This is a genomic window from Micromonospora sp. PRAS1 (assembly GCF_059553435.1).
Map to the genome: position 1 here is coordinate 39,973 of NZ_JCANNB010000009.1, position 24,585 is coordinate 64,557.

Below are 24,585 nucleotides of genomic sequence, written 5' to 3' on the forward strand. Positions count from 1 at the left end.
GGCCTCGCCGCGATCTGCATCGGGGTCGGCCAGGGCCTGGCCGTCGTACTGGAAGCCTGACGGGAGCTGACGATGACCCAGGACACCACCGGCAAGCTGGTGCTGCCGGCCTACCGGCGCGACGATGTCGACGCCCACCCGCCGTTGCTGAGTCCCGGCTACAAGTCCACCGTGATCCGGGCACCGCGACAGCCGCTGGTCCACCTGCCGCAGCGGCTCACCGAGATCACCGGCCCGCTGCTCGGCGAGGGACGCCTCGGCGAGTTCGACCACGACCTGACCCGCCAGCACGACGGCGAGCCGCAGGGGCAGCGGATCATCGTGCACGGCCGGGTGCTCGACGGCGACGGCCGGCCCGTGCCGCACACCCTGGTCGAGGTCTGGCAGGCCAACGCCGCCGGCCGATACCGGCACACGCTTGACATCTGGCCCGCCCCGCTGGACCCGAACTTCACAGGCGTCGGCCGGGCGCTCACCGACGAGCGGGGGCGCTACGAGTTCGTCACCGTCCAGCCCGGCGCCTACCCGTGGCGCAACCACGACAACGCCTGGCGGCCCGCGCACATCCACTTCTCGCTCTTCGGCCGCGCGTTCACCCAGCGGCTGGTGACCCAGATGTACTTCCCGGGCGACCCGCTGTTCTTCCAGGACCCGGTCCTCAACTCGATCCGCGACGAGCAGGCCCGGCAGCGGTTGATCGCCCGCTACGACCACGCCACCACCCGGCCCGAGTGGGCGCTGGCCTACGAGTTCGACATCGTGCTGCGGGGCCGGGACGAAACCCCCTTCGAGGACGAGGACGACGATGAGTGAGCGCCTGGGCGTCACGCCCGCCCAGACCGTCGGGCCGTACCTGCACATCGGTCTGCGCTGGCCCGACGGCCCGTACGTGGTGCCGGAGGGCACGCCCGGCGCGGTCTGGATCCGGGGCCAGATCGTCGACGGCACCGGTGCGCCGGTGGTCGACGCGCTTGTGGAGAGCTGGCAGGCCGACCCGGACGGCCGCTTCGACCACCCCGACGACCCGCGTGGCGCCCGACCCGCCACGGTGCCCGGCTTCCGTGGCTTCGGTCGCGCCGAGACCGACGCGCAGGGCCGGTACGCGCTGCTCACCGTCAAGCCGGGGGCGCTGCCGGCCGGCGCGGGGGAGACCGAGGCACCGCACCTGACCCTCTCGGTCTTCGCCCGTGGCCTGCTGCACCGCCTGGTCACCCGGGTCTACTTCGCCGACGAGGCGGGCAACGCCGACGACCCGGTGCTGCGTGGCGTCGACCCCGCCCGCCGTGACACGCTGCTGGCGAGTCCCGCACCGGACGGGTACCGGTTCGACATCCGCCTTCAGGGAGAGCATGAAACCGTCTTCTTCGCGGTCTGAGGTACTGCGGTCTGCGGCGCTGCTGCGCGGGCTCTCCGGCGCGGCCGACGTCGACGCCGAACTCCACGACCGGGCCCTGTTGCAGGCGATGCTGGACACCGAGGCCGCGCTCGCCCGGGCCGCAGCCGACGTCGGTCTGCTGCCCGCGCCGGTCGCCGACGAGATCGCCGGGCACTGCCGCGCCGAGCGGTACGACCCGGCGGCGCTGGGTGCCGCGGCCGAGGCCGCCGGCAACCCGGTGGTCCCGCTGGTGCGGGAGCTGACCGCCGCGGTCGCCGAATCGGCCCGACCCTGGGTGCACCACGGCGCCACCAGCCAGGACGTGCTCGACAGCGCCCTGTCGCTTCTGGTGCGCCGGGCCGCCGGCCCGCTGCTGCGGCACGTCGAGGCCGCCGCCGACGCCGCCGCCGAACTGGCCCGGACCCACCGCGACACCGTCATGGTGGCCCGCACCCTCGGCCAGCAGGCGGCCCCGACCACCTTCGGCCTCAAGGCGGCCGGCTGGTTGCTCGGCCTGCACGAGGCCCGGAACAGGCTGATCCAGGCGCGGGACGCCCTACCCGCGCAGCTCGGCGGCGCGGTCGGCACCCTCGCCGGGTACGGGTCGGCCGGCCCGGCCGTGGTCGACCGGTTTGCCGCCCGGCTCGGCCTGGCGGCGAGCCCGCTGCCCTGGCACACCCGCCGCCAACCGGTGCTCGACCTCGCGGCGGCGCTCGGCGGGCTGCTCGTCGCGGCCGGCAAGGTCGCGCTCGACGTGGGCCTGCTCGCCCAGAGCGAGGTCGGTGAGGTCGCCGAGGGCGGCGAGGGACGCGGCGGCTCCTCGGCCATGCCGCACAAACGCAACCCGGTCGACTCGGTTCTGGTAACCGCCGCGGCCCGGCGCGGCCCCGGGCTGGTCGGCACCCTCTTCGCCGCCGCCGCACAGGAACACGAACGCGCCACCGGCGGCTGGCACGCCGAATGGGAACCGCTGCTCGAACTGCTGCACCTGGCCGGCGGGGTCGCCGAGCGTACCGCCCGGATGCTGACCGGGCTGCGGGTAGACCCGCACCGGATGCGGGCCAACCTCGACGCCACCGGTGGCCTGCTGCTCGCCGAGGCGGTGGCCGCCCGGCTGGCGCCCGCGCTGGGTCGCGCCGCCGCCCACGACCTGGTCCGGCGGGCCGCCGCCCGGCCGTCCTTCCGGGACGCGCTGCTCGCCGAGCCCGACGTCCGGGCCCACCTGTCCGAGCCGGACGTCGACGCGGCCCTGGACCCGGCCGGCTGGCTCGGTGCGGCCGGTCAACTGGTCGACCGCGCTCTCGACCTGCACCGGGACGGAGCCCGGTGAGCGCCCGGTCCCACGTGCGGGCGCTGCACGCCACCGTGGACGGCCCACCGAAGGCACCGGTGCTGGTGCTGGGCAGCTCCCTGGGCACCACCGGCGCCATGTGGCGACCGCAGCTGGCGGCGCTGGCCGCCCGGTTCCGGGTCATCCGGTACGACCACCTCGGCCACGGCGGTTCGGCCGTGCCGGACGGGCCGTACAGCATCGACCTGCTCGGCCGCAAGGTGCTGGGACTGCTCGACGAGCTGGCGGTCGAGCGGGTGCACTACGCCGGGCTCTCGCTCGGCGGCATGGTCGGCATGTGGCTGGCCGCGCACGCGCCCGAGCGGATCGACCGGCTCGCCCTGCTCTGCACGTCGGCCGCGCTCGGCCCGGCCGACGGCTGGCGGGCCCGGGCGGCCACCGTCCGCGCCGGTCGGCTGGACACCGTCGCCGACGCCGTGGTCGCCCGCTGGTTCACCCCCGCCTTCGCCGCCGCTCACCCCGACACGGTCGCGGTCCACCGGAACATGCTGCTGGACACCCCGCCGGCCGGGTACGCCGGCTGCTGCGAGGCCATCGCCGGCATGGACCTGCGCGCGGACCTGGCGGCGGTACGGGCACCGACGCTTGTGATCGCCGGTGCCGACGACCCGGCCACCCCGCCGGAGCAGGCCGCCGACATCGCGCGGCGGATCCCGGACGCGCGGCTGGCCGTCCTGCCCGACGCCGCGCACCTGGCCAGCGTCGAACAGCCCGAGGCCGTGACCCGACTGCTCAATGCGCACTTCGGCCCGGAAGGCGGGGAGAAACCGTGACCGAACAGCAGCGACACGACGCCGGGATGACGGTGCGCCGGCAGGTGCTCGGTGACGCGTACGTCGACCGGGCCGTCGCCAACACCGACGAGTTCACCGCCGACTTCCAGGACCTGATCACCCGGTACGCCTGGGGCGAGATCTGGACCCGCGACGGTCTGGACCGGCGGACCCGCAGCTGCGTCACGCTCGCCGTGCTGGCCGCCCTGCACCACGACGAGGAGTTGGCGATGCACGTCCGGGCCGCCCGGCGTAACGGGCTGACGCCCGACGAGATCGGTGAGGTCCTGCTCCAGGTGGCCGTCTACGCTGGCGTACCGGCGGCGAACCGGGCGTTCAAGGTGGCCCAGGCGACTCTGCGGCAGGAGGCCGAGTGACCGACGCGGCGCGACCCGGCGAGTTCGTCCAGTCACTGGAGCGTGGACTGGCCGTGATCCGCGCCTTCGACGCCGAACATCCCCAGCTCACCCTCAGCGAGGTGGCCCGGGCCACCGGGCTGACCCGGGCCGCCGCGCGTCGCTTCCTGCTCACCCTGGTCGAGTTGGGTTACGTGCACACCGACGGGCGGCTCTTCTCGCTGCGTCCGCGCATCCTCGACCTCGGCTACGCGTACCTGTCCAGCCTGAGCCTGCCGGAGGTAGCCCAGCCGCACATGGAGGCGCTTGTCGCGCAGGTGCACGAGTCCTGCTCGGTGTCGGTGCTCGACGGCGACGAGGTGGTCTACGTCGCCCGGGTGCCCACCAAACGGATCATGACGGTGGGGATCAGCGTCGGCACCCGGTTCCCCGCGTACGCGACGTCGATGGGGCGGGTGCTGCTCGCCGCGCAGCCCGCCGACTGGCTGGACGACTACCTCGCCAAGGCGGAACTGCGCCCGTTGACCCGGCGCACCGTCACCGATCCGGCCAAGCTGCGCGCCACCCTGACGAAGATCGCCGCGCAGGGGTACGCCATCGTCGACCAGGAGTTGGAGGAGGGGCTGCGCTCGTTGGCCGCACCGATCCACGCCGACAACGGATCGGTGATCGCCGCGGTCAACGTCTCGGCCCACGCCAGTCGCGGTTCGTTCGAGATGATCCGCAAGGAGCTGTTGCCGCCGTTGCTGGCCGCCGCGAAACGCATCGAGGAGGACCTGGGCGCCGGCGCCCGCCGCTGAGCCGCCCGCCCCACCGCCCCGGTCTCCGTCGCTGCCCGGTCGTCGCCGCCCGGTCACCGCGCCGCTGTCGCCGGCCCCGCCCGCGTCGCCTCCGCGCGCCGCGTAGCTCCGTCGATCCGGGCTCGCCGCGCCGGTCGCCGTACCACCATGAGTGGGGGCGACGAACGGGGGGCGACGTGAGCGAGCTGTTGCTGATCATCACGCTTGGCGTCACCGTGCTGGTCGGCACCACGATCGGTGGCCGGTACCGGGTCGCACCGCCGGTGCTGCTGATCTGCTTCGGTGCGCTGCTGGCGCTGCTGCCGCCGCTGGCGGACGTGGTGCTGGCCCCCGAGGTGGTGCTGGTGCTGTTCCTGCCGGCGATCCTCTACCGGGAGAGCATCGCCACCAGCCTGCGCGAGGTGCGGGCGAACTTCGCGGTCATCGCCCTGCTGGCGGTCGGGCTGGTCGGCGCCACGATGGTGGCGGTGGCGCTGGTCGCACAGCGGCTCGGCGTCGACCCGGCGGTGGCCTGGGTGCTCGGTGCCGCGCTCGCGCCGACCGATGCCGCCGCGGTGGCCGGCCTGGCCAAGCGGATGCCCCGGCGGCTGCTCACCACCCTGGGCGCCGAGAGCCTGATCAACGACGGCACCGCCCTGGTGCTCTTCGCCGTCGCGCTCGGCCTGCTGGGCGGGGGTGCCGCACCGGGTGCCCTGGAACTCGTGGGCCGGATCGGCCTGTCCTTCCTCGGCGGCATCGCGGCCGGCGTGCTGGTCGGCACGGTGGTGATCCTGATCCGCAAGCGCCTGGACGATCCGCTGCGCGAAGGTGCGCTCAGCGTACTCACCCCGTTCGCCGCCTTCTTCCTGGCCGACAGCGTCCACGAGAGCGGGGTGCTCGCGGTGGTGGTCGCCGGTCTGATGGTCGCCTTCGCCAGTCCTCGGGTGATCCGGGCCCGGTCCCGGGTGCTGGCCCTGTCCTTCTGGGACCTCACCACGTTCCTCATCAACGGCGGACTCTTCGTGCTGGTCGGGATGCAGATCCCGCGGGCGGTCCGGGGTGTCTCCAGCGTCTCGTTGCCGCGTGCGATCGCCATCGCGCTCGTGGTGGCCGGTGTGCTGGTGGCGGTGCGGATGCTCTGGCTGCACCTGACGGCGGCCCTGGCCTGGCTGCTGGACCGGGGCAAGATCAGGCGTGCCCGACGGGTGAACTGGCGGGTGCGTACGGTCGCCGGGTGGGCGGGGTTCCGGGGTGCGGTCTCCCTGGCGGCGGCGCTCGCCGTGCCGCTGAACGCCGACGGCGGACCGGTGCGGGAACGCGATCTGATCATCTTCTGTGTGGCGACGGTGATCCTGGTGACGATGCTCGTGCAGGGCACCACCCTGCCGCTGCTGATGAGCTGGGCCCGCCTCACCGGCGATTCGGAGCGCGAAGACGAGAGCCGACAGGCGCAGGTGCACGCCACCCGGGCCACCCTCACCGCGCTGCCGGAGATCGCCGGGCGAATCGGCGCCCACCCGGAGGCCGTGCAGCGACTCCAGGCCGAGTACGAGAGTCACCTCGGCGCCGTGCAGGAGGAGCCGCAGGGTGAGTCGGCGGTGGCCCGCGAGAACGAACGCCGGCTGCGCCTGGCCGCGCTCGAACACAAGCGACAGGAGATCACCCGCATGCGGGACGCCCGGGAGATCGACGAGGCGGTGCTGCGCGAGTTGCAGGCCAGGCTGGACGCCGAGGAGATCCGCCTGTTGGGGCCGATCTCCTCGGACTGACCGGTGACTCTCTTTGGACTGACCGTGACTCTCCTCGGACTGACCGGTGACCCGCCGGTGCTCAACCCGCCGGCTGGGTGGTGCCGGGCAGGGCCAGGGCGACGGTCAGGTCGAGCAGCGTACGCGGGTCGCTGAGCCGCTCGCCGTAGAGCTGCCGCAGCTGGCCCATCCGGTAGCGCACGGTCTGCGGATGGACGAAGAGGTCGGCGGCCACGTCGTCGCGGCGTCCCTGGTGCAGCAGCCAGGACCGGAGTGTCTCGGTGAGCCGTTCGGCGGTGGCCGCGGGCAGCTCCGCGAGGGGTTGCAGGACCCGGGCCCGCAGGTCGGCGAGGGCCTCCCGGTCGGCGCTGAGCAGCAGCTCGGCCAGGTGGTGTTCGGTGTCCAGCGGCTCGCCGTCCGGTGGGCGGGCGATGCCGATCTCCACGGCCCGCAGGACCCGCCGGTAGGAGGAGTTGGCCCGCTCCCATGGCCGGGCGGGCCCGAGCACCGCGCGGCGTCGGTGCAGTACCCGGGCGAGCTGCCGGCGGTCGCCGTGGGCGTCCGGTACGAGCAGCACGGCCCGCTCCTCGCCGGGTTCGCCGGCGGGCGACTCCTCGCTGCTCTCCAGCGTGTGCTCGCTGAGCAGGGCGAGCACCCCACGCAGGTTGGCCCGGGGCAGCAGGACGACGGTGAGGGTCTGCGGCACCGGCCAGTCCGCCCGTTCGGCGCTGCGCCGCAGCACGTCCTCGGGCTCGCCGGCGAGCAGTTGGTGGGTGAGCCGTTCCAGGTTGCGCCGCCGGGCCCGGCCGACGCTTGCCAACTCGTCGGCGTGCCCGGCCACGCTCGCGGCAGAGAGCTCGTCGATGTAGGCGAACATCAGCTCGGCGAACTCGGCGACGGTGGCGGCCGGCAGGCCGATCGCCACGGTGGCGGCGGCCATCTCCCGCCAGGAGACCCGGGCACCGACCCGGTACGCGGCCAGCAGCGCGTCCATGCTGCGGCCGGAGCGGGCCTCGCCGCTGCCCAGCGCGTACGCTGCCTCCAGCGCCGGGATCAGCGGGGTGCTCGGATCGGTGGCCTCGCAGCGTTCCAGCAGTTGCAGGAAGGTGCCCAGGGCGATCTGCACGGCGTTCTCGATTTTGTCCCGCATCTGCCCGGTCAGGGTGCCTGAGTAGCTGGGCACCTCGGCCGTGATGGCGGTGACGGTCCGACCGGCTACCATCGGTAGCCGGTCACGCAGCTCGCGGGCGACCCGATCGTCCAGTTCGAGGCGCGCCGCCCGATGGGTGGTTCCGGAGGATTCCGCCACGGTTGTTCTCTCCGCACAAAAGGGGTGGATCGCTTTACCTTCGCAGGCCAAGATTCTATGCCAGCCGGCCGCGACCATCGTGTTATGACCACTACCGCCCCGCGACCGCACGCACCGGGATCCCTGCGCCGTCGCCTCTGGCGGCTTGCCGAGACAGTGACCACGCCGGTGCTGCCCGGCGACTACCTGGATCTGGTCGCGCCGCTGCGGGCCGGCGCCGACCTGCGGGGCCGGATCCTCGACGTCCGCCCGGAGACCCCGGACGCGGCGACCCTGCTGATCCGGCCCGGCCGTGGCTGGCGGGGACACCTGCCCGGCCAATACGTGCGGCTCGGCGTCGACGTCGACGGGGTGCGCCAGTGGCGCGCCTACTCGGTCACCTCCCGACCCGGCCGGCACCCCGACCCGATCTCGGTGACGGTCAAGGCGATCGAGGACGGCGTGGTCAGCAACCACCTCGTCCGCCGGGTACGACCCGGCACGATCGTGCAGCTCGACCAGGCACAGGGCGACTTCGTGCTGCCCGACCCGGCACCGGCCCGGGTGCTCTTCCTCACCGCGGGCAGCGGCATCACCCCGGTCGCCGGGATGCTGCGCTCGGGCGTGCTGACCGGCAGCGACGTGGTGCTGGTCCACTCGGCGCCCACCGCAACCGACGTCGTCTTCGGCGCGGAGCTGCGCGACCTCGCCGAGCGTGGCGAGATCCGGCTGGTGGAGCGGCACACAAACGTCGACGGGCTGCTCGACGTCGCCGAACTCGACACCCTGGTCCCCGACCACCTGGACCGCCAGACCTGGGCGTGTGGCCCGGTCGGGCTGCTCGACGCGGCCGAGGCGCACTGGGCGGCGCGGGGCTGCGCCGAACGGCTGCACACCGAGCGGTTCCGGCCCACGATCATCACCGCCGGTGACGGTGGCACCGTCACCTTCACCCGTTCGTCCATCACCGTCGAGGCCGGCGGTGGCACCCCGCTGCTCGACGCCGGCGAGAACGCGGGTGTGCTGATGCCCTCGGGCTGCCGGATGGGCATCTGCTTCGGCTGTGTGCTGCCCCTGCGGCAGGGCGCGGTCCGGGACCTGCGTAACGGGGAACTGACCACCGCCCTGCCGGGCGACGGCGTACGCGTGCAGACCTGTGTGTCGGCCGCCGCCGGCCCGTGTGAACTCGAGATCTGATCGGAGAAAGACCGACGTGACCGTCATCCAGAAGAAGGCCACCAACCCGATCGCCCACCTCACCGCCGAGGATATCGAAACCCTCGGCAAGGAACTCGACGCCATCCGCCAGCGGGTGATCGACACCCGGGGTGAACGGGATGCCGCGTACATCCGGAAGGTCATCTCGACGCAGCGCAAGCTGGAGGTCGGCAGCCGGGTCGTGCTGCTCTTCTCGCTCTTCCCGCCGGCCTGGCTGGTCGGCACCGCCGGACTGTCGGTGGCGAAGATCCTGGAGAACATGGAGATCGGGCACAACGTCCTGCACGGCCAGTGGGACTGGATGCGTGACCCGAAGATCCACTCGACCAGTTGGGAGTGGGACCACGCCACCCCGGCCGACCAGTGGAAGCAGTCGCACAACGAGCTGCACCACCGCTACACCAACGTGGTCGGCAAGGACAACGACCTCGGCTACGGCATCATGCGCGTCGACGAGGACCAGCCCTGGCACCCGGCGTACCTGGGCCAGCCGTTCTACAACTTCCTCAACGCCTGCTTCTTCGAGTACGGCGTCGCCGCGTACGACCTCGAACTGGGGAGGCGGCTGAAGGAGAAGGGCGGGCTCAAGGACCCGGAGTTCCGGGCCAAGGCCCGCGCGGCCGGTCGGAAGATCCGCCGCCAGGTGCTCAAGGACTACCTGCTCTTCCCGCTGCTCTCCGGCCCGTCGTTCTTCCACACCATGGCCGCCAACTTCACCGCGAACCTGATCCGCAACCTGTGGAGCCACTCGGTGATCATGTGCGGGCACTTCCCGGAGGGCGTCGAGACCTTCGAGAAGACCTCGATCGAGGGTGAGACGCGGGGCGAGTGGTATCTGCGGCAGATGCTCGGCTCGGGCAACATCAGCGGCAGCCGGCTGATGCACATCATGACCGGCAACCTGTCGTACCAGATCGAGCACCACCTCTACCCGGACCTGCCGAGCAACCGCTACCAGGAGATCGCCCCCGAGGTGCGGGCGCTCTTCGACCGCTACGGCCTGAAGTACACCACCGGTTCGCTGCCCCGCCAGGTCTTCTCGGCCTGGAAGAAGGTCTTCCGGCTCGCCCTGCCGAACCGCCGCCAGCGGGCCACCCCCGTCGACGACCAGCCGACCCCGGCACTCGTCGCCGCCTGACAGTTCGGATCCTGGTACGAAACCGGTGGTGCGGTCTCGTACCAGGATCCGCGCGGCTCAGCGGCGGCTGGGGTAGTTGCGGGCCGACTGACGGCCACGGACGAAGGCCAGCACGACCACTGCCACGAACGCGATGATCCCGATGATGACCAGCCAGCGGACCGCCTCCAGCAGCAGGCCGAGCAGGACGAGTATTCCGGCGACCACGCCGACGACCCAGAGCAGGGCGCGCATCTTCACCTCCCGAGCACCGGCCGTCCGGCGGATCCGGACGGCCTGCCGCTCCAGCTACCCGCTTCGTTCTGGATCATGCCGACTGGGCAGGTCAGCGGCGTCTGGGCTGGGCGGCGGTGACGCACGGTTCACGGGCTGCTGACGCAGCGCCTATCCTGTGCCCCGACCGTACTCGCGGAAGGGGTGGCATGCCGTCGCGGCAGGACCAGCTGCACTCGTACCAGTTCACCATCCAGCGGGTGGTGGCCGCCCTGGTGATGCGCGAGACCGACCCGGCGCAGGCACCGTTCCGCCGGCTCGCCGGTGCGGCGCTGGCCAGCGTACTGGTGGCGGTGATCGGGCTGGGTGGGTTCGCCCTCTACGGCCTCTTCATCGGCGGCGGCGTGAAGTGGCGCGACGGCGGTGCGGTAATCGTGGAGAAGGAGTCCGGCGCCCGGTTCGTCTACCGCGAGCAGCGGCTGCACCCGGTGCTCAACTACGCGTCCGCGCTCCTGATCCTCGGTGCCGACCGGCCGAAGACCGTACTGGTGTCGCGCCGGTCGATCGAAGGCGTCCCGCGTGGCCTGCCGCTGGGCATCGCCGACGCGCCCGACTCGCTGCCGGCGGCGACCCGGCTGGCCACCGGGGCGTGGACGGTCTGCTCGGTCGGCACCGAGGGCGGCGGTCAGCAGTCGCGGTCGGTGCTGCTGATCGGCACCGGCGGGGCCGGCGGCCGGCCACTCGGCGCGGAGGCGCTGCTGCTGCGCGCCCCCGACGGTCGGCTGCACCTGCTCTGGCAGCAGCGCCGTCATTTGATCCGCGACACCGACCGGGTGCTGGCCGCGCTGGCGGTCACCCGCGCCCGGGCCGTACCCGTCGCGGCAGCCCTGCTCAACACGGTGCCGGCCGGGCTGGACCTGGCGCCGCTGGAACTGCCCGGCCTCGGCGGGCCATCCGCCCGGATCGCCGACGCCCGGATCGGCGACGTGCTGGTGGTGAGCAACTCCGGTGGTGGCCGACAGTACGCGGTGGTCCAGCGCGACGGCCTCGCCGGCATCACCGAGCTTCAGGCGGCGCTGCTGCTCGCCCGCACCGGGCAACGCGAGCCGGACCAGATCAGCCTCGGTCGCTTCGCGGCCCTGCCCCAACTTGACGACCTCGCACCGGCCGGGCCGCACGCGCCACCGGGCGCACCGCCCCGGCTGGCCACCATGGACTCACCGGCGCTCTGCGCCCGGGTCGCTGACGAGTCCGGACAGGTCGAGCTGCGGCTCGGCGTCACGTTGCCGGAGCCGACCGCACCGAGCGCCGAGAGCCGGGCGGCCGGCCCGGCGGTCGCCGACCACGTAATCGTGGAGCCGGGGCGCGGCGCGCTTGTCGAGTCCGTGGCCGCACCGGGCGCGACCGGCGGGGCGATCTCCGTGGTGACCGACCTCGGCCGCCGGCACGTCCTGGCCGACGCCGGGGTACCAGCCATGCTCGGCTACGGCGAGGCCCGCCCGGTCCGGCTCCCGGCGGGCGTGGTCAGCCTGGTGCCCGCCGGTCCCACCCTGGACCCGGAGACCGCTCGCCACACGGCCGCCCCCGCATGACGCCGCCGAGCTACGCGCCGGACTCGCCGACGGCGGGCCGGACATCAACGCCGAGGCCGCCGAGCCGCCCGACCGGCCACCCTCCGATCAGCATCGTGAACGCCTGCCTTCGCGGCGACCACGGCGGCAGTCCCACGGCCGTGGTCGACGACCCGGTCCCGACCATGTTCACTGATGCCGAGCGCCGTCGCGTCCCGGCCCGCTGCGGCACGTCACACGCCGTCTTCCTCACCGGCCGGCAGCCGTACGACCCGCGGCGCGCCCAGCACCGGAACCCGGCCGACGAGCCTCCGGTACGACTGCGCTTCTTCACCACCGAGGGGGAGTTGCCCGCCTGCGGCCACGGTACGGTCGCCGCCCTCGCCGCCCTCGCCGAGCGCGTGCCGGAGGACGTCGCAAACGTCAACAGCACCGCCTGTCTCGCCGCTCACCTGGCTGGCCGGGATCTCACCGTCGACATGGGCGACGCCCTCGGCCACCCGGCAACCATCACCGCCACCGCCCGACCGGGTGCCACCGGGCCGCAGATCCTGGTCGGCGGCATCGCAACAGTCACCCACACCCGCTGAGCCGGCTGTTGCGATTACCGGGTGTGTCGGTGGATGGTGATCGTTGACGCTCTGGCTACTGGTTTCTGGGCGTGTCGAGTCGCTCCGACGTCAACGATCATGAGGGGTGCCCACCCTTTACCTCAAGGGGCGACGATGGCGGCCAGTCGGGCCACGTCGGCCGGTGCCGGTCCGCGTTGGGTGATCTCGGCGAGGAGGGTACGGGCGACCGGTCGGCGTGTAGGAGGGTCTGTCCGGCTGTGGTGGGGTTGCCGGTGTCGAGGTGCAGGCGGGTGGCGTCGTTCGGCGGCGAAGGTCTCCGCGCTGTGCTTCTTCGGGTCGCTCGCGTTGTCCACCGGATCTCCAACTGTCGTCTGACAGCAGGCTACTTGCGGGCAGATTGCGACATGGATCGGGTCTAAGGGATCAGGCAAACTCCTCTGATTCTCTCCGGACGCTAGCCGCCGAACTCAAGGAACGTGCGGGATGCCGGGGTGGGTTTCACCGGTTGCGGCATGTCGGGCTATCCGGACCTGCTGGAAAGCCCCAGATGCGGTGTCTTGCGCTACGTTGAGCGGCGGCCACCTCGCCGGGACGCCCTATTTCCGGTCTTACTCTGACTTGGCTGAACAACAGCTTGGCGCAACTGGCCCGTCGGAATGCGCGTGGGTGCGATCGGCGCTACTCGATGTGGCGGTGATGCCGCTGGTCATCGGTCGGGCAGTAATGGCCGGACGGCCCGAGCCTGTTGCGGGGGTGCGGCGGTCGGTAGGGTCAGCGCGTGGATCTGGACGACATCGCGGCCCGGCTCGGGGTACCCGTCGAGGACATCGATCGCGTGCACCGGCTCGCCGGTGACCGGCCGTCGGCTCCGCTGCCCGTCAAGGCCGACGCGCCCGCGCTCCTCGACCGGCTCGGGGTACGGCCGGACGACGCTGCGGAGATCATGGCGGGCTGGCCCGACCCCGACTCCCCATTGTGGACTCCGGAGCTGCGCTGGCTGCTCGACCGATCGATCGCGCTGGTCCGCGCCGATCTCGGGGGCCACGAGTGGATGGCGCCCGGTCCGGAGCTGCCGCGCGATCGCGGCCTCGCCTGGCGGCACCTCTACGTGTACGCGTACCTGGCGCTGGTCGACGTGGTCCGGGGGTACCACCGCGAGCATGACGTCCCGGACGACGTGTCCTGGCTGACCCTCGCGGACCTGGGCCGCAATCTCGCGATCGACCGGCGGATGAACCGCGAGGGCTGGCCGGTCATGCAGAGCTGGCTGACGTTGCACGCGCGGGGCGGCGTCTACGAGTTGGGGCGGCTGCAACACCATCGCGGTGACACCGCCATCAGCCTGCACATACCCGACGCGGGGCCGCTGACTCCGGAGGCGATCGAGGCGTCGCTCGACAAGGGTCGCGCCTTTTTCCCGCGCCATTTTCCGGACGAGCACTACACGGCGTTCGCCTGCGCCTCGTGGCTGCTCGACCCGCAGTTGCTGGAGTACCTGCCGGAGGACTCCAACATCGCCCGGTTCCAGCGGAGGTTCGAGCTGGTGCCCTACGACGAGACGGAAGGGCCGGATGCCGACATCGAGGTGCTGCGGTTCGTCTTCCGCACCCTGACCACACCGCTCGACCAGCTGCCGCGTGACACAGTGCTTCAGCGCGCGATCATCGATCACCTGAAGGCTGGCCGCCACTGGCAGTGGCGGCGCGGCCATTTCCCGATCTAGCGCCGCTGGCCGTTGTGGCCAACCACCATCGCCATCGTGCCCGGTTGGGGGGCGGCACTGCTGCCACATTAAGGTCAGGGCCCTAGATCATCCGGCGGCGTACCCGCCACACCACCACCCCGATCAGGATCGCCGCGACGGCGATGAACAGGGCCGCCTCGATGAGCTGGAACGGCCAGAACCGGTCGGCCGGGTGGTAGACCTCGAACTGCTGGATGCCCCGCGCGTGCAGGAACTGGTTGACGTTGCTGCCGGCCCGGTTGGCAGCCTCCTCCAGCTCGGAGTAATCGGTCCAGCTCAGCCTGCGCCCGGTGGCGTCTGCGTAGCCGTGTTCGATCATCCAGTCAGCGATGCTGTGCACGGGCCGCTGCCCCGCCTGGTCCTGCGAGCCGCCGACGGGGACCGGCTCCATGGTGGTGAGCGGCGTGGCGTACGCGGGACGGGCCAACAGCGCCACCGACATCCGGGCGGCGAGGAACGCCCCGAACGCGACGCCGAACGCGGGCAGGCTGCGCCGCAGGATCGCCCCTGCGGCGGTGGCGACGCCGAACGCGAACAGCGCGTACGCCATCGGAACGAGTCCCTCCAGGTCGAAGGCGTCGTACTGGAACCGCCCTTCCCACGCGTCGAATGGCCGGCGGAACCAGGTGAGCACCGCGGTGAACATCCCGGTGAGCGTGACGGTGACACCGGCCAGTGCCGCGAGCTTGGCTGCCAGCCAGCGCATCCGTGGCACGGCCTGCGTCCAGGCGAGCTGCCAGGTGCCGTCCTCCAGTTCGCGTGCCAGCAGCGGCGCACCGAGGAACGCACCGATGACGACGGGGACCAGATAGAAGGCCGCCAGGAGGTTCTCGACGTACCCGTACTCCTCGTCGAGCCGGCGGAAGGCGGCCGTGCAGGTCTCGTTGATGCCGGCCTCTCCCGCGCATCTGGCGGGGTCGCCGGGGAACAGGTCGTGGGCCTGCGTGCCGAGCACCAGCAGGGCAATGCCGAACATGCCGACGAGCAGACCCAGGACGCAGACCTCCGTCCGGTGCTGTCGCCAGATCAACCACGTCATGCCGCCACCCCCGACCCGACCGTGGCGCTCGGCTCGGACGGCCGGCGCAGGTACGCCAGCACCAGGTCCTCCAGCGCGACCGGCTGGGCCTGCCACCCGGGCACGACCGGGATCGCGCCGTCGCGTACCAGCAGGGTCGTGTGCCGGTCGCTGTGCACGGCCTGCACGACGGTGCCGGCCCGGTCGAGGTCGGTGGCCGTGCGCGGGCCGAGGAGCAGCCGGTGCTCGGCGAGGAGGGTGTCGATGTCACCGGTGAGCGTGACCCGGCCGTGGTTGAGCACGACCAGGTGGTCGCAGACGCGCTCCAGCTCGTGCACGACGTGGGAGGAGAACAGGACGGTCACCCCGCCCTCGGCCACCGCGCCCATCAGGACCTGGAGGAATTCGTGCCGGGCCAGCGGGTCGAGGCTGGCCACCGGCTCGTCGAGGACGAGCAGGTCCGGCCGCTTCGCCAGGGCCAGAGCCAACGCGACCTGGGCCTGCTGCCCGCCGGAGAGCGTACCGGCCCTGCGGTCGAGCGGGATGCCCAGCTTCGCCAGCCGGCGCTCGGCCAGCCCCTGGTCGAACCGCAGGTTGCAGGCCCGGCCGAAGCGGAGCATCTCGGCGACGGTGAAGCGCTTGTACAGCGGGTGGTCTTGGGCCAGGAACCCGACCCGGGACAGAGTCTGCGGGGTGCTGGCGGTGACGTCGTGGCCGAGGACCTCCACCGTGCCGACGCTCGGGGCCAGCAACCCGACGACCATGCGCAGCAGCGTGGTCTTGCCCGCGCCGTTCGGCCCGACCAGGGCGATCACGCCGCCCGCCGGCAGGGCCAGGGTGCAGTCGCGCAGCGCCCAGCCCTTCCGGTACCGCTTGCCCACACCGTCGGTGCGCAGCGCGAACTCGGTAGCTGTCACGCCACGTCCTCATTTCTCGTCTGCTGGTGGACGGATGTGAAAAGCGCGTTGACCGCCTGCTCGTCGAGGCCGGCCGCGTAGGCGCGGCGCAGCCAGGTCGACAGGCCACGGCGCAGCGACGTGTACGTCGATGCCGGCATCACGGCCGACTGCTGTTCGTTGACGAACGTGCCCTGACCGGGCCGGCCGGTGACCAGGTTCTCCTGCTCCATCTGCCGGTACGCCTTGGCGACGGTGTTCGGATTGATCGCCAGGTCCTCGACCACCTCGCGGATGAGCGGGAGGCGGTCACCGGGTTGGAGAAAGCCCAGCAGCACCGCCTGGCGGACCTGCTGGACGAGTTGCAGGTACGGCGGGACGCCGGAGTGGGTGTCGAGCCGAAAGACGAACACGGTAGCCCCTTACTGCTTTACTAGGACCATAGTAAAGCAGTAAATCGGCGGTCAAGAGAGCAAGATGCGAGTCCCGGTCCCGGTCCCGGCGGCGGCGTCGAGCAGTGCGGCGGTGGTCGCGGTGACGGTGTGCTCCGTGCCTGGCGCGGGGCGGGTGGCGCCGACCACGGTGATCTTCATCGGTGGACCCTCTGCTTGGTGATCTTCGAGGTGGTCGTGGTGCGGTTCGGGCTGGCCTGGCCGGCGACGATCGCGGCGAGGCAGAGCGCGAAGCCGACCAGTTGGATCGGGGTGAGCAGCTGGCCGAGGAACACCGCGCCCAGCACGGCGGCCACCAGCGGCGACAGCAGGGTGAGCACGGCGACGGAGGTGACCGGCAGCGTGCCGATGCCGCGGAACCAGAGGGTGTACGCGAGCAGGCCGCCGGGCAGGCCGAGCCAGAGGTAACCGAGGGCGGCGTTCCCGTCGACGGCGGGCGGCGCCCCCTCGAAGAGGAACGTCACCGGCAACAGGAACAGGCCGCCGGCCGTGAGTTGCCAGCCGGCGAGGGTCGTCGGGCCCACGTCCGGCGGGCGTCCCCAGCGTTTCGTCAGCGTCACGCCGAGCGCCATCGCGCCGGCACCGCCGAGACCGGCCAGGATGCCGACCGTGTCGAAGGCCGCGTCGGGGCCGACGACCATCAGCCCGACGCCCAGCACACCTGCGGTTCCCCAGCCGAAGCTCCAGGCCGACGGGTTCTGGCGCAGCACCGTCACGGCCAGGATCGCCACGGCCAGGGGCTGCACCGCGCCCAGCGTGGCGGCCACCCCGCCGGGCAGCCGCTCGGCGGCGACGAACAGCAGCGGCAGGAACACGCCGATGTTGAGTACGCCCAACGCCGCCGCCTTGAGCCACCAGGAGCCGCGCGGCAGCGTACGGGCGAACGCCAGCGCGAGCAGACCCGCCGGCAGCGCACGCATCAGCCCCGCGAACAGCGGGTGGCCCGCCGGCAGCAGCTCGGTGGTTACCACGTACGTCGTCCCCCACACCGCAGGGGCGAACGCGGTCGCGGCGGTGGCGGCCAGCCGGCCGGTGCCGGTTGGTGTGGTCGCGAGGTTTGTCACGCGACTCAGGATCGGTGCCGGGACAGCAATGAGTCCAACACATGTTTGTCAGCTGATCTATCGTGGTTCACGATTGATCGGTGGAGCTTCAGCAGATGCGGTACGTCGTGGCGGTGGCGGAGACGCGCAACTTCACCCGGGCCGCCGAGCGGTGCCGGGTGGTCCAGTCGGCCCTCAGCCACCAGATCGCCCGTCTGGAACGGGAACTCGGTGCCCGGCTCTTCGACCGCACCAGCCGCCGGGTGCGGCTGACCCCGGCCGGCGAGGCGTTCCTCCCGGCGGCCCGGCAGTGTCTCGACGCCGCCGAGCGGGCGGCGGCCGAGGTGGCCTCAGCCGTCGGCGAGATCCGTGGCCGCCTCACCGTCGGCGTCATCCCCACCGTCGCGGCGGTCGACATCCCGGCCGCGCTCGACGCCTTTCGGCAGCGCTATCCGCAGGTCCGCATCAACCTCCGGGTCGCCGGTAGCGAACAGCTCATCGACCAGGTGAAGGAGGGCGCGATCGACGTCGGCTTCCTCGGGCTTCCGGTGACCGCCCGGCCGGAAGGGGTCACCGCCAGGCAGTTGGCCCACGACCGGCTGGTCGCCGTGGTGGCACCCGAGCATCCGCTCGCCGGACAGGACGAGGTCGACCTCGCCCAACTCTCCACCGAGGTGTTCGTGGACCTGCCGGCGGGAACGGCCGGACGCGCCCAGTCCGACCAGGCCTTCGCCGCCGCCGGAGTGCACCGTGAGGTCGCCTTCGAGGTGACCACGGTGGACATCCTGATGACCCGGCTGATCCGCCGTAACCTGGGCATCGCCCTGCTCGCCTCGAACTTCACGCCACACCTGGCTGGCGTGGTCACCATCCCGGTGCGGGACGCGCCCGCCCGGATCGAGTACCTGATCTGGAACCGGGCCGCCCGAACCCCTGCGGCGAGCGCCTTCCTCGCGGAGTTGGGCGTCCCGGTCGACAGTGCGGCCGAGGAGCGGTGAACGCCGGCCGAGGAGCGGTGGTCGCCGGCCGGGGAGCGGTGGTCGCCGGCCGGGGAGCGGTGGCCGCCGGCCGAGGTCAGGCCGGGAGGGGCCGGGTTCGTCGGGCGTCGGCCAGCACCTCGGCCCACCACCGCAGCTCGGCCAGGCTCGCGGCCAGGCCGCGCGAGACATCGGTGTCCGGCGCGTACCGGCCCCGGTCGTCGAGGCAGGTCCACGGCACGCGCAGGCCCATGGCCCGGCGGGTCGTCACGACGCTGAGTTCGGCCAGCACCCCGCGCAGGTGCTCGATCGCCGCGTACCCGCCCTGGACGCCGTACGCGACAACAGTCGCAGGCTTGACGCGCCACTCGGCGTAGTGCCAGTCGATCAGGCGCTTCAGCGAGGCGGGATAGCTGTGGTTGTACTCGGGCGTGACGAAGACGAACGCGTCGGCCGCCGCGATCCGGTGGGCCACCTCGCTTCCCGGCCCGCCGCCGGGATAGAGCAGGCTGTCGTCGGGCAGCGTGATCTCGGCGATGTCGATCAGGTCCGCCTCGACCGACTCGTCAAGCGCGGCGACGACCCAGCGGGCGATCGCCGGACCCATCCGTTCGGTGCGGACGCTTGCGGAGATCACGGCGACGCGTAGGCCGGTTGCGGCGGCGGGGTGGCTGTGCGGTTCGTTGGAAATGGTCACGCCCGAGACCGTGCCGGTTCAACATTGGTTGAAGTCAAGTCCCGGGGCGCTAGTCTGCGGTCATGTCCGCTCTCGCGCACTCCACCCGGACGCTCGGTGTCGGCGAAGTCGCCGTGGACAGCGGCGTCGCGCCCTCCGCGGTGCGGTTCTACGACAACCACAGGGTCATCAAGGCCGTACGGACCTCGGGCAACCAACGGCGCTTCGACGAGTCCGCCGCCTGCCGGATCCAGGTGGCCAAGCTCGCCCAGCGGGTCGGCCTGAGCGTGCGCGAGATCGCCGACCTCTTCGCCGACCTCTCGGACGACCCGACGCCCGAGGAGTGGGGGCGGGTCGCGGAGCGGCTGGTGACCGAGGCCGAGGAGCGGGTGCGCCACCTCAAGGCGCAGCTCGCGGCGGTGGCGTCCGGCGCCAAGCTCTGCGAGATCGGGCGGGACGACCCGACCCGCTGACCCGTACCCGCTCGCGGGCTTGACTTCAACCTATGTTGAACCCCGATCGTCGGGGGCATGGAGCATCCTGAAGCGCACCGGCTCGCCGCCCTGGTCGAGACCGCCACGATCGTCGGGCTCGGCACCAGCACCCGCGCGGCTAACGAGACCTTCGGGCTGGTCGAGCAGACCACGCACGCGCTGATCCGGCGCGGGTTCCGGGTCGTCGCGCTGCTCGACAACGAGCGGGTCGGCGACCGCTACGACCGGTACGTCCGGGGCGAGGACGTCGACCTGGACGCGACGCTCGCCCAGGCGTGGGGGCCGTGGCGGACGATCGAGATGCGCGACGCGCTGGTCCGGTTGCGCCGGCACAACGAGCGGCACCCGGACGATCCGGTACGCATCATCGGCATCGCCGGCCCGCGTACGCTCCCCGCCGACTACGACCGGGTGGTGGAACTGCTCGCTTCGGTGGACCGGGCGACCGCGACGCGGGTCGGCGAACGCTTCGAGGTCATCCGCACCGCCCACGACAACGGCGAACACGTCCAGCGCCTGTACGGCACCCATCCCGGCGTACCCTTCGTCGAGCTTGCCCGCACCGCCCGCGACCTGGTCGCCCGGCTCGACGGCGGCCCGGGGCACGACGAGGCGCTGCGGCTGGTCGACGCGATTGTCGACTTCCACGCCACCGCCCCCGGCAGCAGCGGATACGACGCCGAGCGGGAGGAACGTGCCGCAGCTGAGCGGCTCCTCGATCACCAGCGTCGCAGCGGTGGCCGCGTCGTGCTCTGGGAGGGCAGCGCACACGTGGCGAAGCACGGCAACGTCATGCTGGGTGCCCACCTCGGGGCGGCCCTGGGGGACCGGTACGCGGCCGTGCACATCGCCTTCGGCCGGGGGCGGATCCTCGGCACGGAGATCCCGTACCCGAGCCCGACCTCGCTGGAAGCCCGGCTGCTCGACGGCGACGACGAGAGTGCCGGCGACATGAGTGGCGCACGGATCGTCGACCTGCGCTCGGCGGCCCCCGGGGACGGGTTCGACCAGCCCTGGCGAACCCGGCTGATCTCCGGCATATATCAGCCGGAGCGCGACGACGAGCACTACTACGAGTTGCCCTCGCCGGCCGGCAGCTTCGACGCGATCGCCGTGATCCCGACGATCACCGCCGCCAGTCCGCTCACAGAGCCGGCCGGCCGCGACTCGTAGCGCGACGATCAGGCGGGGCGGCGCAGGACGCTGACGGCGAAGTCCGCGTCGTCGCGCCAGGGGCGCAGGTCCCAGGTGGCGAAGCGGTGTTCCAGTCGCAGGCCGGCGGCGGCCAGGTCGGCGTCGAAGTCGGCCAGCGGATAGCCCCGGTCGGTGCCGAAGCCGACCGCGAGCACCCCGTCCGGGCGCAGGTGCGCGGCGACCCGGCGCAGCACCGCCACCTCGGTGCCCGGGGCGACGAAGGTCATCACGTTGCCGGCCAGCACCGCCGCGTCGAACGGCTCCGGCTCACCGGCAGCCGCGAGATCCAACTCCGCCAGGTCGCCGACCAGCCAGCGGGGTCCCGGGTGGTCGGCGCGGGCCGCCTCGATGAGCACCGGGTCGGCGTCCACCCCGAGCACCGTGTGCCCCCGGGCGGCCAGTGCGGCACCCACCCGGCCGGTGCCGCAGCCGGCGTCGAGGATCCGTGCTCCCGGCGGTACCAGCGTGTCCAGCAGCCGGGCCTCGCCGGCCAGGTCGGCACCCTCGGCGGCCAGTTGGCGGAAGCGGTCCACGTACCACTGGGAGTGTTCCGGGCCGGTGTCGGTGACCCAGCGGGTCGGGCTGCCCGTGCCGGCGCTGCGTTCGCTCATTCGACCACCGTATCCAGCCCTGATCACCGCGCAGTGGGAAGCACGATCCGGCCGGTGCTGCCGTCCACCTCGACGGTCGCGCCGTCGGGCAGGGCGGTCATCGCGTCCGTCACCGCCAGCACGGCTGGCAGGCCCTGTTCCCGCGCCACGATCGCGGCGTGCGAGAGCAGGCCGCCGGTCTCGGTGACCACCGCCGCGACGACGCCGAACAGCGGCGTCCACGCCGGGTCGGTGGTGCGGCAGACGAGCACGTCGCCGGGGCGTACCCGGGCGAAATCGTCGGGGCCGCGGACCAGGCGGGCGGGGCCGGCGGCGACCCCCGAACTGCCGGGCGTACCGGTCAGCGCGGTGCCGCCGCCCGCAGGGGAGGGTGGCACGGCGGCCGTGATCGGCCGGGCCTGGAGCAGCCAGATCCGGCCGTCGGCGAGCGCCCATTCCACGTCCTGCGGACCGCCCAACAGCTCCGCTGCCTGCTGGCCCAGCCGGGCGAGCCGGTGCAGGTCGTCGTCGGTGAGGCAGAAGCGGTCCCGGTCGGCCGGCGGCACGGCTCGGGTGACGAGCCCGGTGTCTGCGCGGTCGATGCGCTGCTGCTTTCCGCCGAGCGACCGGTGAGTCACCGTGTCACCGGAGAGCACCCATGAGTCCGGGGTGACCCGGCCGCCGACCACGCTCTCGCCCAACCCCCAGGACGCCTCGATCCGCACCTCTGGGCCGGCGAACAGCACCCCGGCGACGTCGGCGTCGACCAGCCGCTGCACCAGCACGGCGGTCGTCGGAGCTGCGGGCGGCGCGCCCGCCGCCCGCCGCCGGTACTCGACGGCCCGCGCGGACCAGAGTGAGGCCCAGCACCCGCGTACCGCCTCGGCCACCCGGTCGGCCCCGCTGACGCCCAGGAAGGTGTCGTACTGTCCGGCCGCCGAAGCCTCGGCGGTGTCCTCGCCGGCCGCCGAGGAACGCACCGCGACGTACGCCTCAGTCGACGGACCGGCGAGCCGGACCAGTGCGTCGGAGATCGCGTCGGTCAGCGCGGGGGAGAGCGGCACCCGCTCGACGAGCCGGCGTGCGGTGGCCACCCCGGCGAGATCGAGCCCGGCGACCGCCTGCTCGTACGCGGCGCTCGGCACCACGAATCCGGGCGGCACCGGCAGCCCGGCCCGCAGCAGCCGGGCGAGTACGGTGGCCTTTTCGCCCGACGTGGCGGCGTCGGCGTCGGCCAGGGCGATCAGCACCACGCTCTCCTGCCCCACGACGGTCCGTGCTCTGCATCGCGAACCCTACGCGACCGGGCGGGCGTGCCGGCGTTGACGGCCGAGGAAAGAGCCTGGATGCTCACTGCCGTGCCGCACTCCTCGACGCCGGGTCTGCTCGTCCTGCATGCCGTTCGGGTGGCCGGGATGGCCGACGACATGGCGGTCGCCCGGCGTACCGGCCTCGACCAGCCCACCGTCTCCGAGCTGCTGGAAGACGACGAGGCGTACGGCTGGGTGACCCGGGTCGGGTTCGCCGGCACCAACGGCTGGACGCTCACCGAGCGGGGCCGCGACCAGGACGCCCGCAGTCTCGCCGAGGAACTCGACCGCACCGGGGTCCGGCCCGACATCGAACGGGCGCATCGACGGTTCGAGTTGCTGAACGGGCGCCTGGTCAAGGCGTGCACCGACTGGCAGTTGCGGCCCAGCCCGGCCGACCGGCTGGCCGCCAACGACCACACCGATCCGGAGTGGGACGCCCGGGTGCTTGCCGAACTCGCCACCCTCGCCGCCGAGCTGCGGCCGTTGGTCGACGGCCTGTCCACAGTGCTGGCCCGCTTCGGCGGCTACGACGAGCGGTTCGCCGCGGCCCTGGCCCGGGCGCGGGCGGGGGAGACCCGGTGGGTGGCCGGCGTCGAGGTCGCCTCGTGCCACGCCGTCTGGATGGAGTTGCATGAGGATCTGCTCTCCACCCTCGGCATCGCCCGCGACGGGACCCGCTAGGTTGCCCGGGTGGCGACCCGACACCTCTATCTGGCCCGGCACGGTGCGGCGGACGCGTTCGGCGAACTCACCGACGTCGGCTACCAGCAGGCGCGGCTGCTGGGCGAACGACTCGCCGACCTGCCGATCGACACGGTCTGGCACTCGCCGCTGCCGCGTGCCGCGGCGAGCGCCCGCGAACTGGCCCGGCAGCTGCCCGACGTGCCCGCCGCCGAGGCCCCCGAACTCGTCGACCACGTGCCGTACGTGCCAAGCGCCGCCGAGCTGCCCCGATCCTGGGCCGGTTTCTTCGATCGCTGCGACGAGGCCGAGACCGCGTCGGGCCGCCGCCTCGCCGAGGCGCTTGTGACCAGGTTCGCGCGGGCACCCGAGCCGGGGCAGCCGGACACGTACGAGGTGCTGGTGACGCACGCGTACCAGATCGCCTGGCTTGTCCGCGACGCGCTGGCCGCCCCGCCCGCGCGGTGGCTCAGCCTGGGCAGCGCCAACACCGGCCTGACGATGATCGAATACCGTACCGGTCGAGCGCCTGTCCTGATGATGTTCAACGACCTGGGCCACCTGCCGGCCGACCTGCGCTGGACCGGGTTTCCGGCCGCCGCCCGCCCCTGAGCGCGGGGCGCCGAGCTAGCTGGAGACGAGTGACTGCTCGGCGGCGAGCCGTGCGCAGCGGGCCGTGCCCCATTCGCCAAGCGCGCGGAGGGCCTCGTTGAGCGACGTGCCGTGCTCGGTGAGGGAGTACTCGACCCGGGGCGGGACCTCGCGGTAGACCTCGCGGTGGACCAGCCCGTCCTGCTCCATCTCGCGCAGCTGCTGGATAAGCATCTTCTCGCTGACGCCGGGCAGGCCACGCCGTAGCTCGCCAAAGCGGCGGGTGCCGTAGTTGTCGAGCTCCCACAGGATCAGCGACTTCCACTTGCCCGACACCACGTCCATGCCGGCGTCGATGCCGCAGATGTACGGCCCACGCCGCGCGCCCGCTGCCATCCGAATCCTCCCGAAGTCGCCTGTCGCTCCAATACTTACCACGAGGTGAGTATTGAACAAATAAGTAGGTACTTGCCCGGAGGAAGGCGTCGGCGGAAGCATTGCCCACGGCGCGCCAGTGAACGAAGCATTCGACCG

The 24,585-nt window shown here is 72.5% G+C and carries 28 protein-coding genes and 2 pseudogenes; 17 read left to right on the top strand and 13 right to left on the bottom strand.

The genetic code is table 11. From position 1 onward, the window contains the following. The first annotated feature begins 72 nt into the window (after positions 1–72). The 7 genes from pcaH (at position 73) to AC507J_RS10885 (ending at position 6,403) form a co-directional block, all read left to right on the top strand. Positions 73–813, top strand: coding sequence for a protocatechuate 3,4-dioxygenase subunit beta (gene pcaH / locus AC507J_RS10855; protein WP_496288979.1), 741 nt, complete (start codon positions 73–75; stop codon positions 811–813). Continuing rightward, complete coding sequence (gene pcaG / locus AC507J_RS10860; protein WP_496288980.1) at positions 806–1,375, top strand: protocatechuate 3,4-dioxygenase subunit alpha; 570 nt, start codon at positions 806–808, stop codon at positions 1,373–1,375. The genes pcaH and pcaG overlap by 8 nt, the downstream gene beginning before the upstream one ends. Beyond that, positions 1,350–2,705, top strand: coding sequence for a 3-carboxy-cis,cis-muconate cycloisomerase (pcaB, locus tag AC507J_RS10865; RefSeq protein WP_496288981.1), 1,356 nt, complete (start codon positions 1,350–1,352; stop codon positions 2,703–2,705). Before pcaG ends, pcaB begins: the two co-directional genes overlap by 26 nt. After that, the gene (gene pcaD, locus AC507J_RS10870) at positions 2,702–3,499 is read left to right on the top strand and encodes a 3-oxoadipate enol-lactonase (RefSeq protein WP_496288982.1); all 798 of its coding nucleotides are present in this window, start codon (positions 2,702–2,704) and stop codon (positions 3,497–3,499) included. Before pcaB ends, pcaD begins: the two co-directional genes overlap by 4 nt. Further along, on the top strand, positions 3,496–3,876 hold the full coding sequence (gene pcaC, locus AC507J_RS10875; protein WP_496288983.1) for a 4-carboxymuconolactone decarboxylase: 381 nt from the start codon (positions 3,496–3,498) through the stop codon (positions 3,874–3,876). The genes pcaD and pcaC overlap by 4 nt, the downstream gene beginning before the upstream one ends. After that, positions 3,873–4,655 carry an IclR family transcriptional regulator gene (locus AC507J_RS10880; protein ID WP_496288984.1) on the top strand — a complete coding sequence of 261 codons (783 nt, stop codon included), beginning with the start codon at positions 3,873–3,875 and terminating at the stop codon, positions 4,653–4,655. The genes pcaC and AC507J_RS10880 overlap by 4 nt, the downstream gene beginning before the upstream one ends. A 176-nt stretch (positions 4,656–4,831) precedes the next feature. Next, the gene (locus AC507J_RS10885; RefSeq protein ID WP_496288985.1) at positions 4,832–6,403 is read left to right on the top strand and encodes a Na+/H+ antiporter; all 1,572 of its coding nucleotides are present in this window, start codon (positions 4,832–4,834) and stop codon (positions 6,401–6,403) included. A gap of 61 nt (positions 6,404–6,464) precedes the next feature. Here AC507J_RS10885 and AC507J_RS10890 read toward each other — a convergent pair. Beyond that, positions 6,465–6,797, bottom strand: a pseudogene (locus AC507J_RS10890) (helix-turn-helix domain-containing protein); the annotation flags it as partial. A 65-nt stretch (positions 6,798–6,862) separates the two neighbouring features. Further along, positions 6,863–7,691, bottom strand: a pseudogene (locus AC507J_RS10895) (RsbRD N-terminal domain-containing protein); the annotation flags it as partial. Positions 7,692–7,775: 84 nt separating this feature from the next. Here AC507J_RS10895 and AC507J_RS10900 point away from each other — a divergent pair. Continuing rightward, the gene (locus AC507J_RS10900; protein ID WP_496288986.1) at positions 7,776–8,867 is read left to right on the top strand and encodes a ferredoxin reductase; all 1,092 of its coding nucleotides are present in this window, start codon (positions 7,776–7,778) and stop codon (positions 8,865–8,867) included. 16 nt (positions 8,868–8,883) lie between these two features. After that, positions 8,884–10,026 (top strand): fatty acid desaturase family protein, encoded by a 1,143-nt coding sequence (locus AC507J_RS10905; RefSeq protein ID WP_496288987.1) that lies wholly within the window; start codon positions 8,884–8,886, stop codon positions 10,024–10,026. A gap of 57 nt (positions 10,027–10,083) precedes the next feature. Here the strand turns inward: AC507J_RS10905 and AC507J_RS10910 are convergent, their stop codons facing one another. Continuing rightward, positions 10,084–10,260, bottom strand: a complete 177-nt coding sequence (locus tag AC507J_RS10910) for a hypothetical protein (protein WP_496288988.1) — start codon at positions 10,258–10,260, stop codon at positions 10,084–10,086. A gap of 188 nt (positions 10,261–10,448) precedes the next feature. On the opposite strand from AC507J_RS10910, the gene eccB reads away from it, so the two are divergent. Both eccB and AC507J_RS10920 read left to right on the top strand, forming a co-directional pair. Beyond that, positions 10,449–11,831, top strand: coding sequence for a type VII secretion protein EccB (gene eccB, locus AC507J_RS10915; RefSeq protein ID WP_496288989.1), 1,383 nt, complete (start codon positions 10,449–10,451; stop codon positions 11,829–11,831). A 95-nt stretch (positions 11,832–11,926) separates the two neighbouring features. Further along, the gene (locus AC507J_RS10920) at positions 11,927–12,400 is read left to right on the top strand and encodes a PhzF family phenazine biosynthesis protein (RefSeq protein WP_496288990.1); all 474 of its coding nucleotides are present in this window, start codon (positions 11,927–11,929) and stop codon (positions 12,398–12,400) included. Positions 12,401–12,522: 122 nt separating this feature from the next. On the opposite strand, the gene AC507J_RS10925 is transcribed toward AC507J_RS10920, so the two are convergent. Next, entirely contained in the window at positions 12,523–12,735 is a 213-nt protein-coding gene (locus AC507J_RS10925) for a hypothetical protein (RefSeq protein ID WP_496288991.1), read from the bottom strand. A 425-nt stretch (positions 12,736–13,160) separates the two neighbouring features. Here AC507J_RS10925 and AC507J_RS10930 point away from each other — a divergent pair, with 425 nt between their 5' ends. Continuing rightward, positions 13,161–14,105 (top strand): acyltransferase domain-containing protein, encoded by a 945-nt coding sequence (locus AC507J_RS10930; RefSeq protein ID WP_496288992.1) that lies wholly within the window; start codon positions 13,161–13,163, stop codon positions 14,103–14,105. Positions 14,106–14,187: 82 nt separating this feature from the next. Here the strand turns inward: AC507J_RS10930 and AC507J_RS10935 are convergent, their stop codons facing one another. From AC507J_RS10935 to AC507J_RS10955, 5 genes are read right to left on the bottom strand one after another with little or no spacing between them, the layout of a single operon-like run. After that, positions 14,188–15,165, bottom strand: a complete 978-nt coding sequence (locus AC507J_RS10935; protein WP_496288993.1) for an ABC-2 membrane transporter-related protein — start codon at positions 15,163–15,165, stop codon at positions 14,188–14,190. Further along, positions 15,162–16,061: an ABC transporter ATP-binding protein gene (locus AC507J_RS10940; protein WP_496288994.1), complete on the bottom strand. Its 900-nt coding sequence runs from the start codon at positions 16,059–16,061 to the stop codon at positions 15,162–15,164. The genes AC507J_RS10935 and AC507J_RS10940 overlap by 4 nt, the downstream gene beginning before the upstream one ends. Then, on the bottom strand, positions 16,058–16,453 hold the full coding sequence (locus AC507J_RS10945) for a GntR family transcriptional regulator (RefSeq protein ID WP_341721066.1): 396 nt from the start codon (positions 16,451–16,453) through the stop codon (positions 16,058–16,060). The genes AC507J_RS10940 and AC507J_RS10945 overlap by 4 nt, the downstream gene beginning before the upstream one ends. A 51-nt stretch (positions 16,454–16,504) precedes the next feature. Continuing rightward, positions 16,505–16,633 (bottom strand): hypothetical protein, encoded by a 129-nt coding sequence (locus AC507J_RS10950; RefSeq protein WP_496288995.1) that lies wholly within the window; start codon positions 16,631–16,633, stop codon positions 16,505–16,507. After that, positions 16,630–17,556, bottom strand: coding sequence for an EamA family transporter (locus AC507J_RS10955; protein ID WP_496288996.1), 927 nt, complete (start codon positions 17,554–17,556; stop codon positions 16,630–16,632). The genes AC507J_RS10950 and AC507J_RS10955 overlap by 4 nt, the downstream gene beginning before the upstream one ends. An 80-nt stretch (positions 17,557–17,636) precedes the next feature. Here AC507J_RS10955 and AC507J_RS10960 point away from each other — a divergent pair, with 80 nt between their 5' ends. Next, positions 17,637–18,533 (top strand): LysR family transcriptional regulator, encoded by an 897-nt coding sequence (locus AC507J_RS10960; protein WP_496288997.1) that lies wholly within the window; start codon positions 17,637–17,639, stop codon positions 18,531–18,533. 76 nt (positions 18,534–18,609) lie between these two features. Here AC507J_RS10960 and AC507J_RS10965 read toward each other — a convergent pair whose 3' ends face one another. After that, positions 18,610–19,209, bottom strand: a complete 600-nt coding sequence (locus AC507J_RS10965; RefSeq protein ID WP_496288998.1) for an NADPH-dependent FMN reductase — start codon at positions 19,207–19,209, stop codon at positions 18,610–18,612. Between the two features lie 62 nt (positions 19,210–19,271). Here AC507J_RS10965 and AC507J_RS10970 point away from each other — a divergent pair, with 62 nt between their 5' ends. Together AC507J_RS10970 and AC507J_RS10975 are read left to right on the top strand one after the other, a co-directional pair. Next, positions 19,272–19,661, top strand: coding sequence for a MerR family transcriptional regulator (locus tag AC507J_RS10970; protein WP_496288999.1), 390 nt, complete (start codon positions 19,272–19,274; stop codon positions 19,659–19,661). Between the two features lie 57 nt (positions 19,662–19,718). Further along, on the top strand, positions 19,719–20,855 hold the full coding sequence (locus tag AC507J_RS10975; RefSeq protein ID WP_496289000.1) for an erythromycin esterase family protein: 1,137 nt from the start codon (positions 19,719–19,721) through the stop codon (positions 20,853–20,855). A gap of 8 nt (positions 20,856–20,863) precedes the next feature. Here the strand turns inward: AC507J_RS10975 and AC507J_RS10980 are convergent, their stop codons facing one another. Continuing rightward, the gene (locus AC507J_RS10980; protein WP_496289001.1) at positions 20,864–21,487 is read right to left on the bottom strand and encodes a class I SAM-dependent methyltransferase; all 624 of its coding nucleotides are present in this window, start codon (positions 21,485–21,487) and stop codon (positions 20,864–20,866) included. A 23-nt stretch (positions 21,488–21,510) separates the two neighbouring features. Beyond that, complete coding sequence (locus AC507J_RS10985) at positions 21,511–22,734, bottom strand: PEP/pyruvate-binding domain-containing protein (protein ID WP_496289002.1); 1,224 nt, start codon at positions 22,732–22,734, stop codon at positions 21,511–21,513. 78 nt (positions 22,735–22,812) lie between these two features. On the opposite strand from AC507J_RS10985, the gene AC507J_RS10990 reads away from it, so the two are divergent. Both AC507J_RS10990 and AC507J_RS10995 read left to right on the top strand, forming a co-directional pair. After that, on the top strand, positions 22,813–23,460 hold the full coding sequence (locus AC507J_RS10990; protein ID WP_496289003.1) for a transcriptional regulator: 648 nt from the start codon (positions 22,813–22,815) through the stop codon (positions 23,458–23,460). Positions 23,461–23,469: 9 nt separating this feature from the next. Then, positions 23,470–24,072 (top strand): histidine phosphatase family protein, encoded by a 603-nt coding sequence (locus AC507J_RS10995; protein WP_496289004.1) that lies wholly within the window; start codon positions 23,470–23,472, stop codon positions 24,070–24,072. 15 nt (positions 24,073–24,087) lie between these two features. Here the strand turns inward: AC507J_RS10995 and AC507J_RS11000 are convergent, their stop codons facing one another. Beyond that, on the bottom strand, positions 24,088–24,447 hold the full coding sequence (locus AC507J_RS11000) for a winged helix-turn-helix transcriptional regulator (protein ID WP_496289005.1): 360 nt from the start codon (positions 24,445–24,447) through the stop codon (positions 24,088–24,090). Positions 24,448–24,585: the final 138 nt, after the last annotated feature.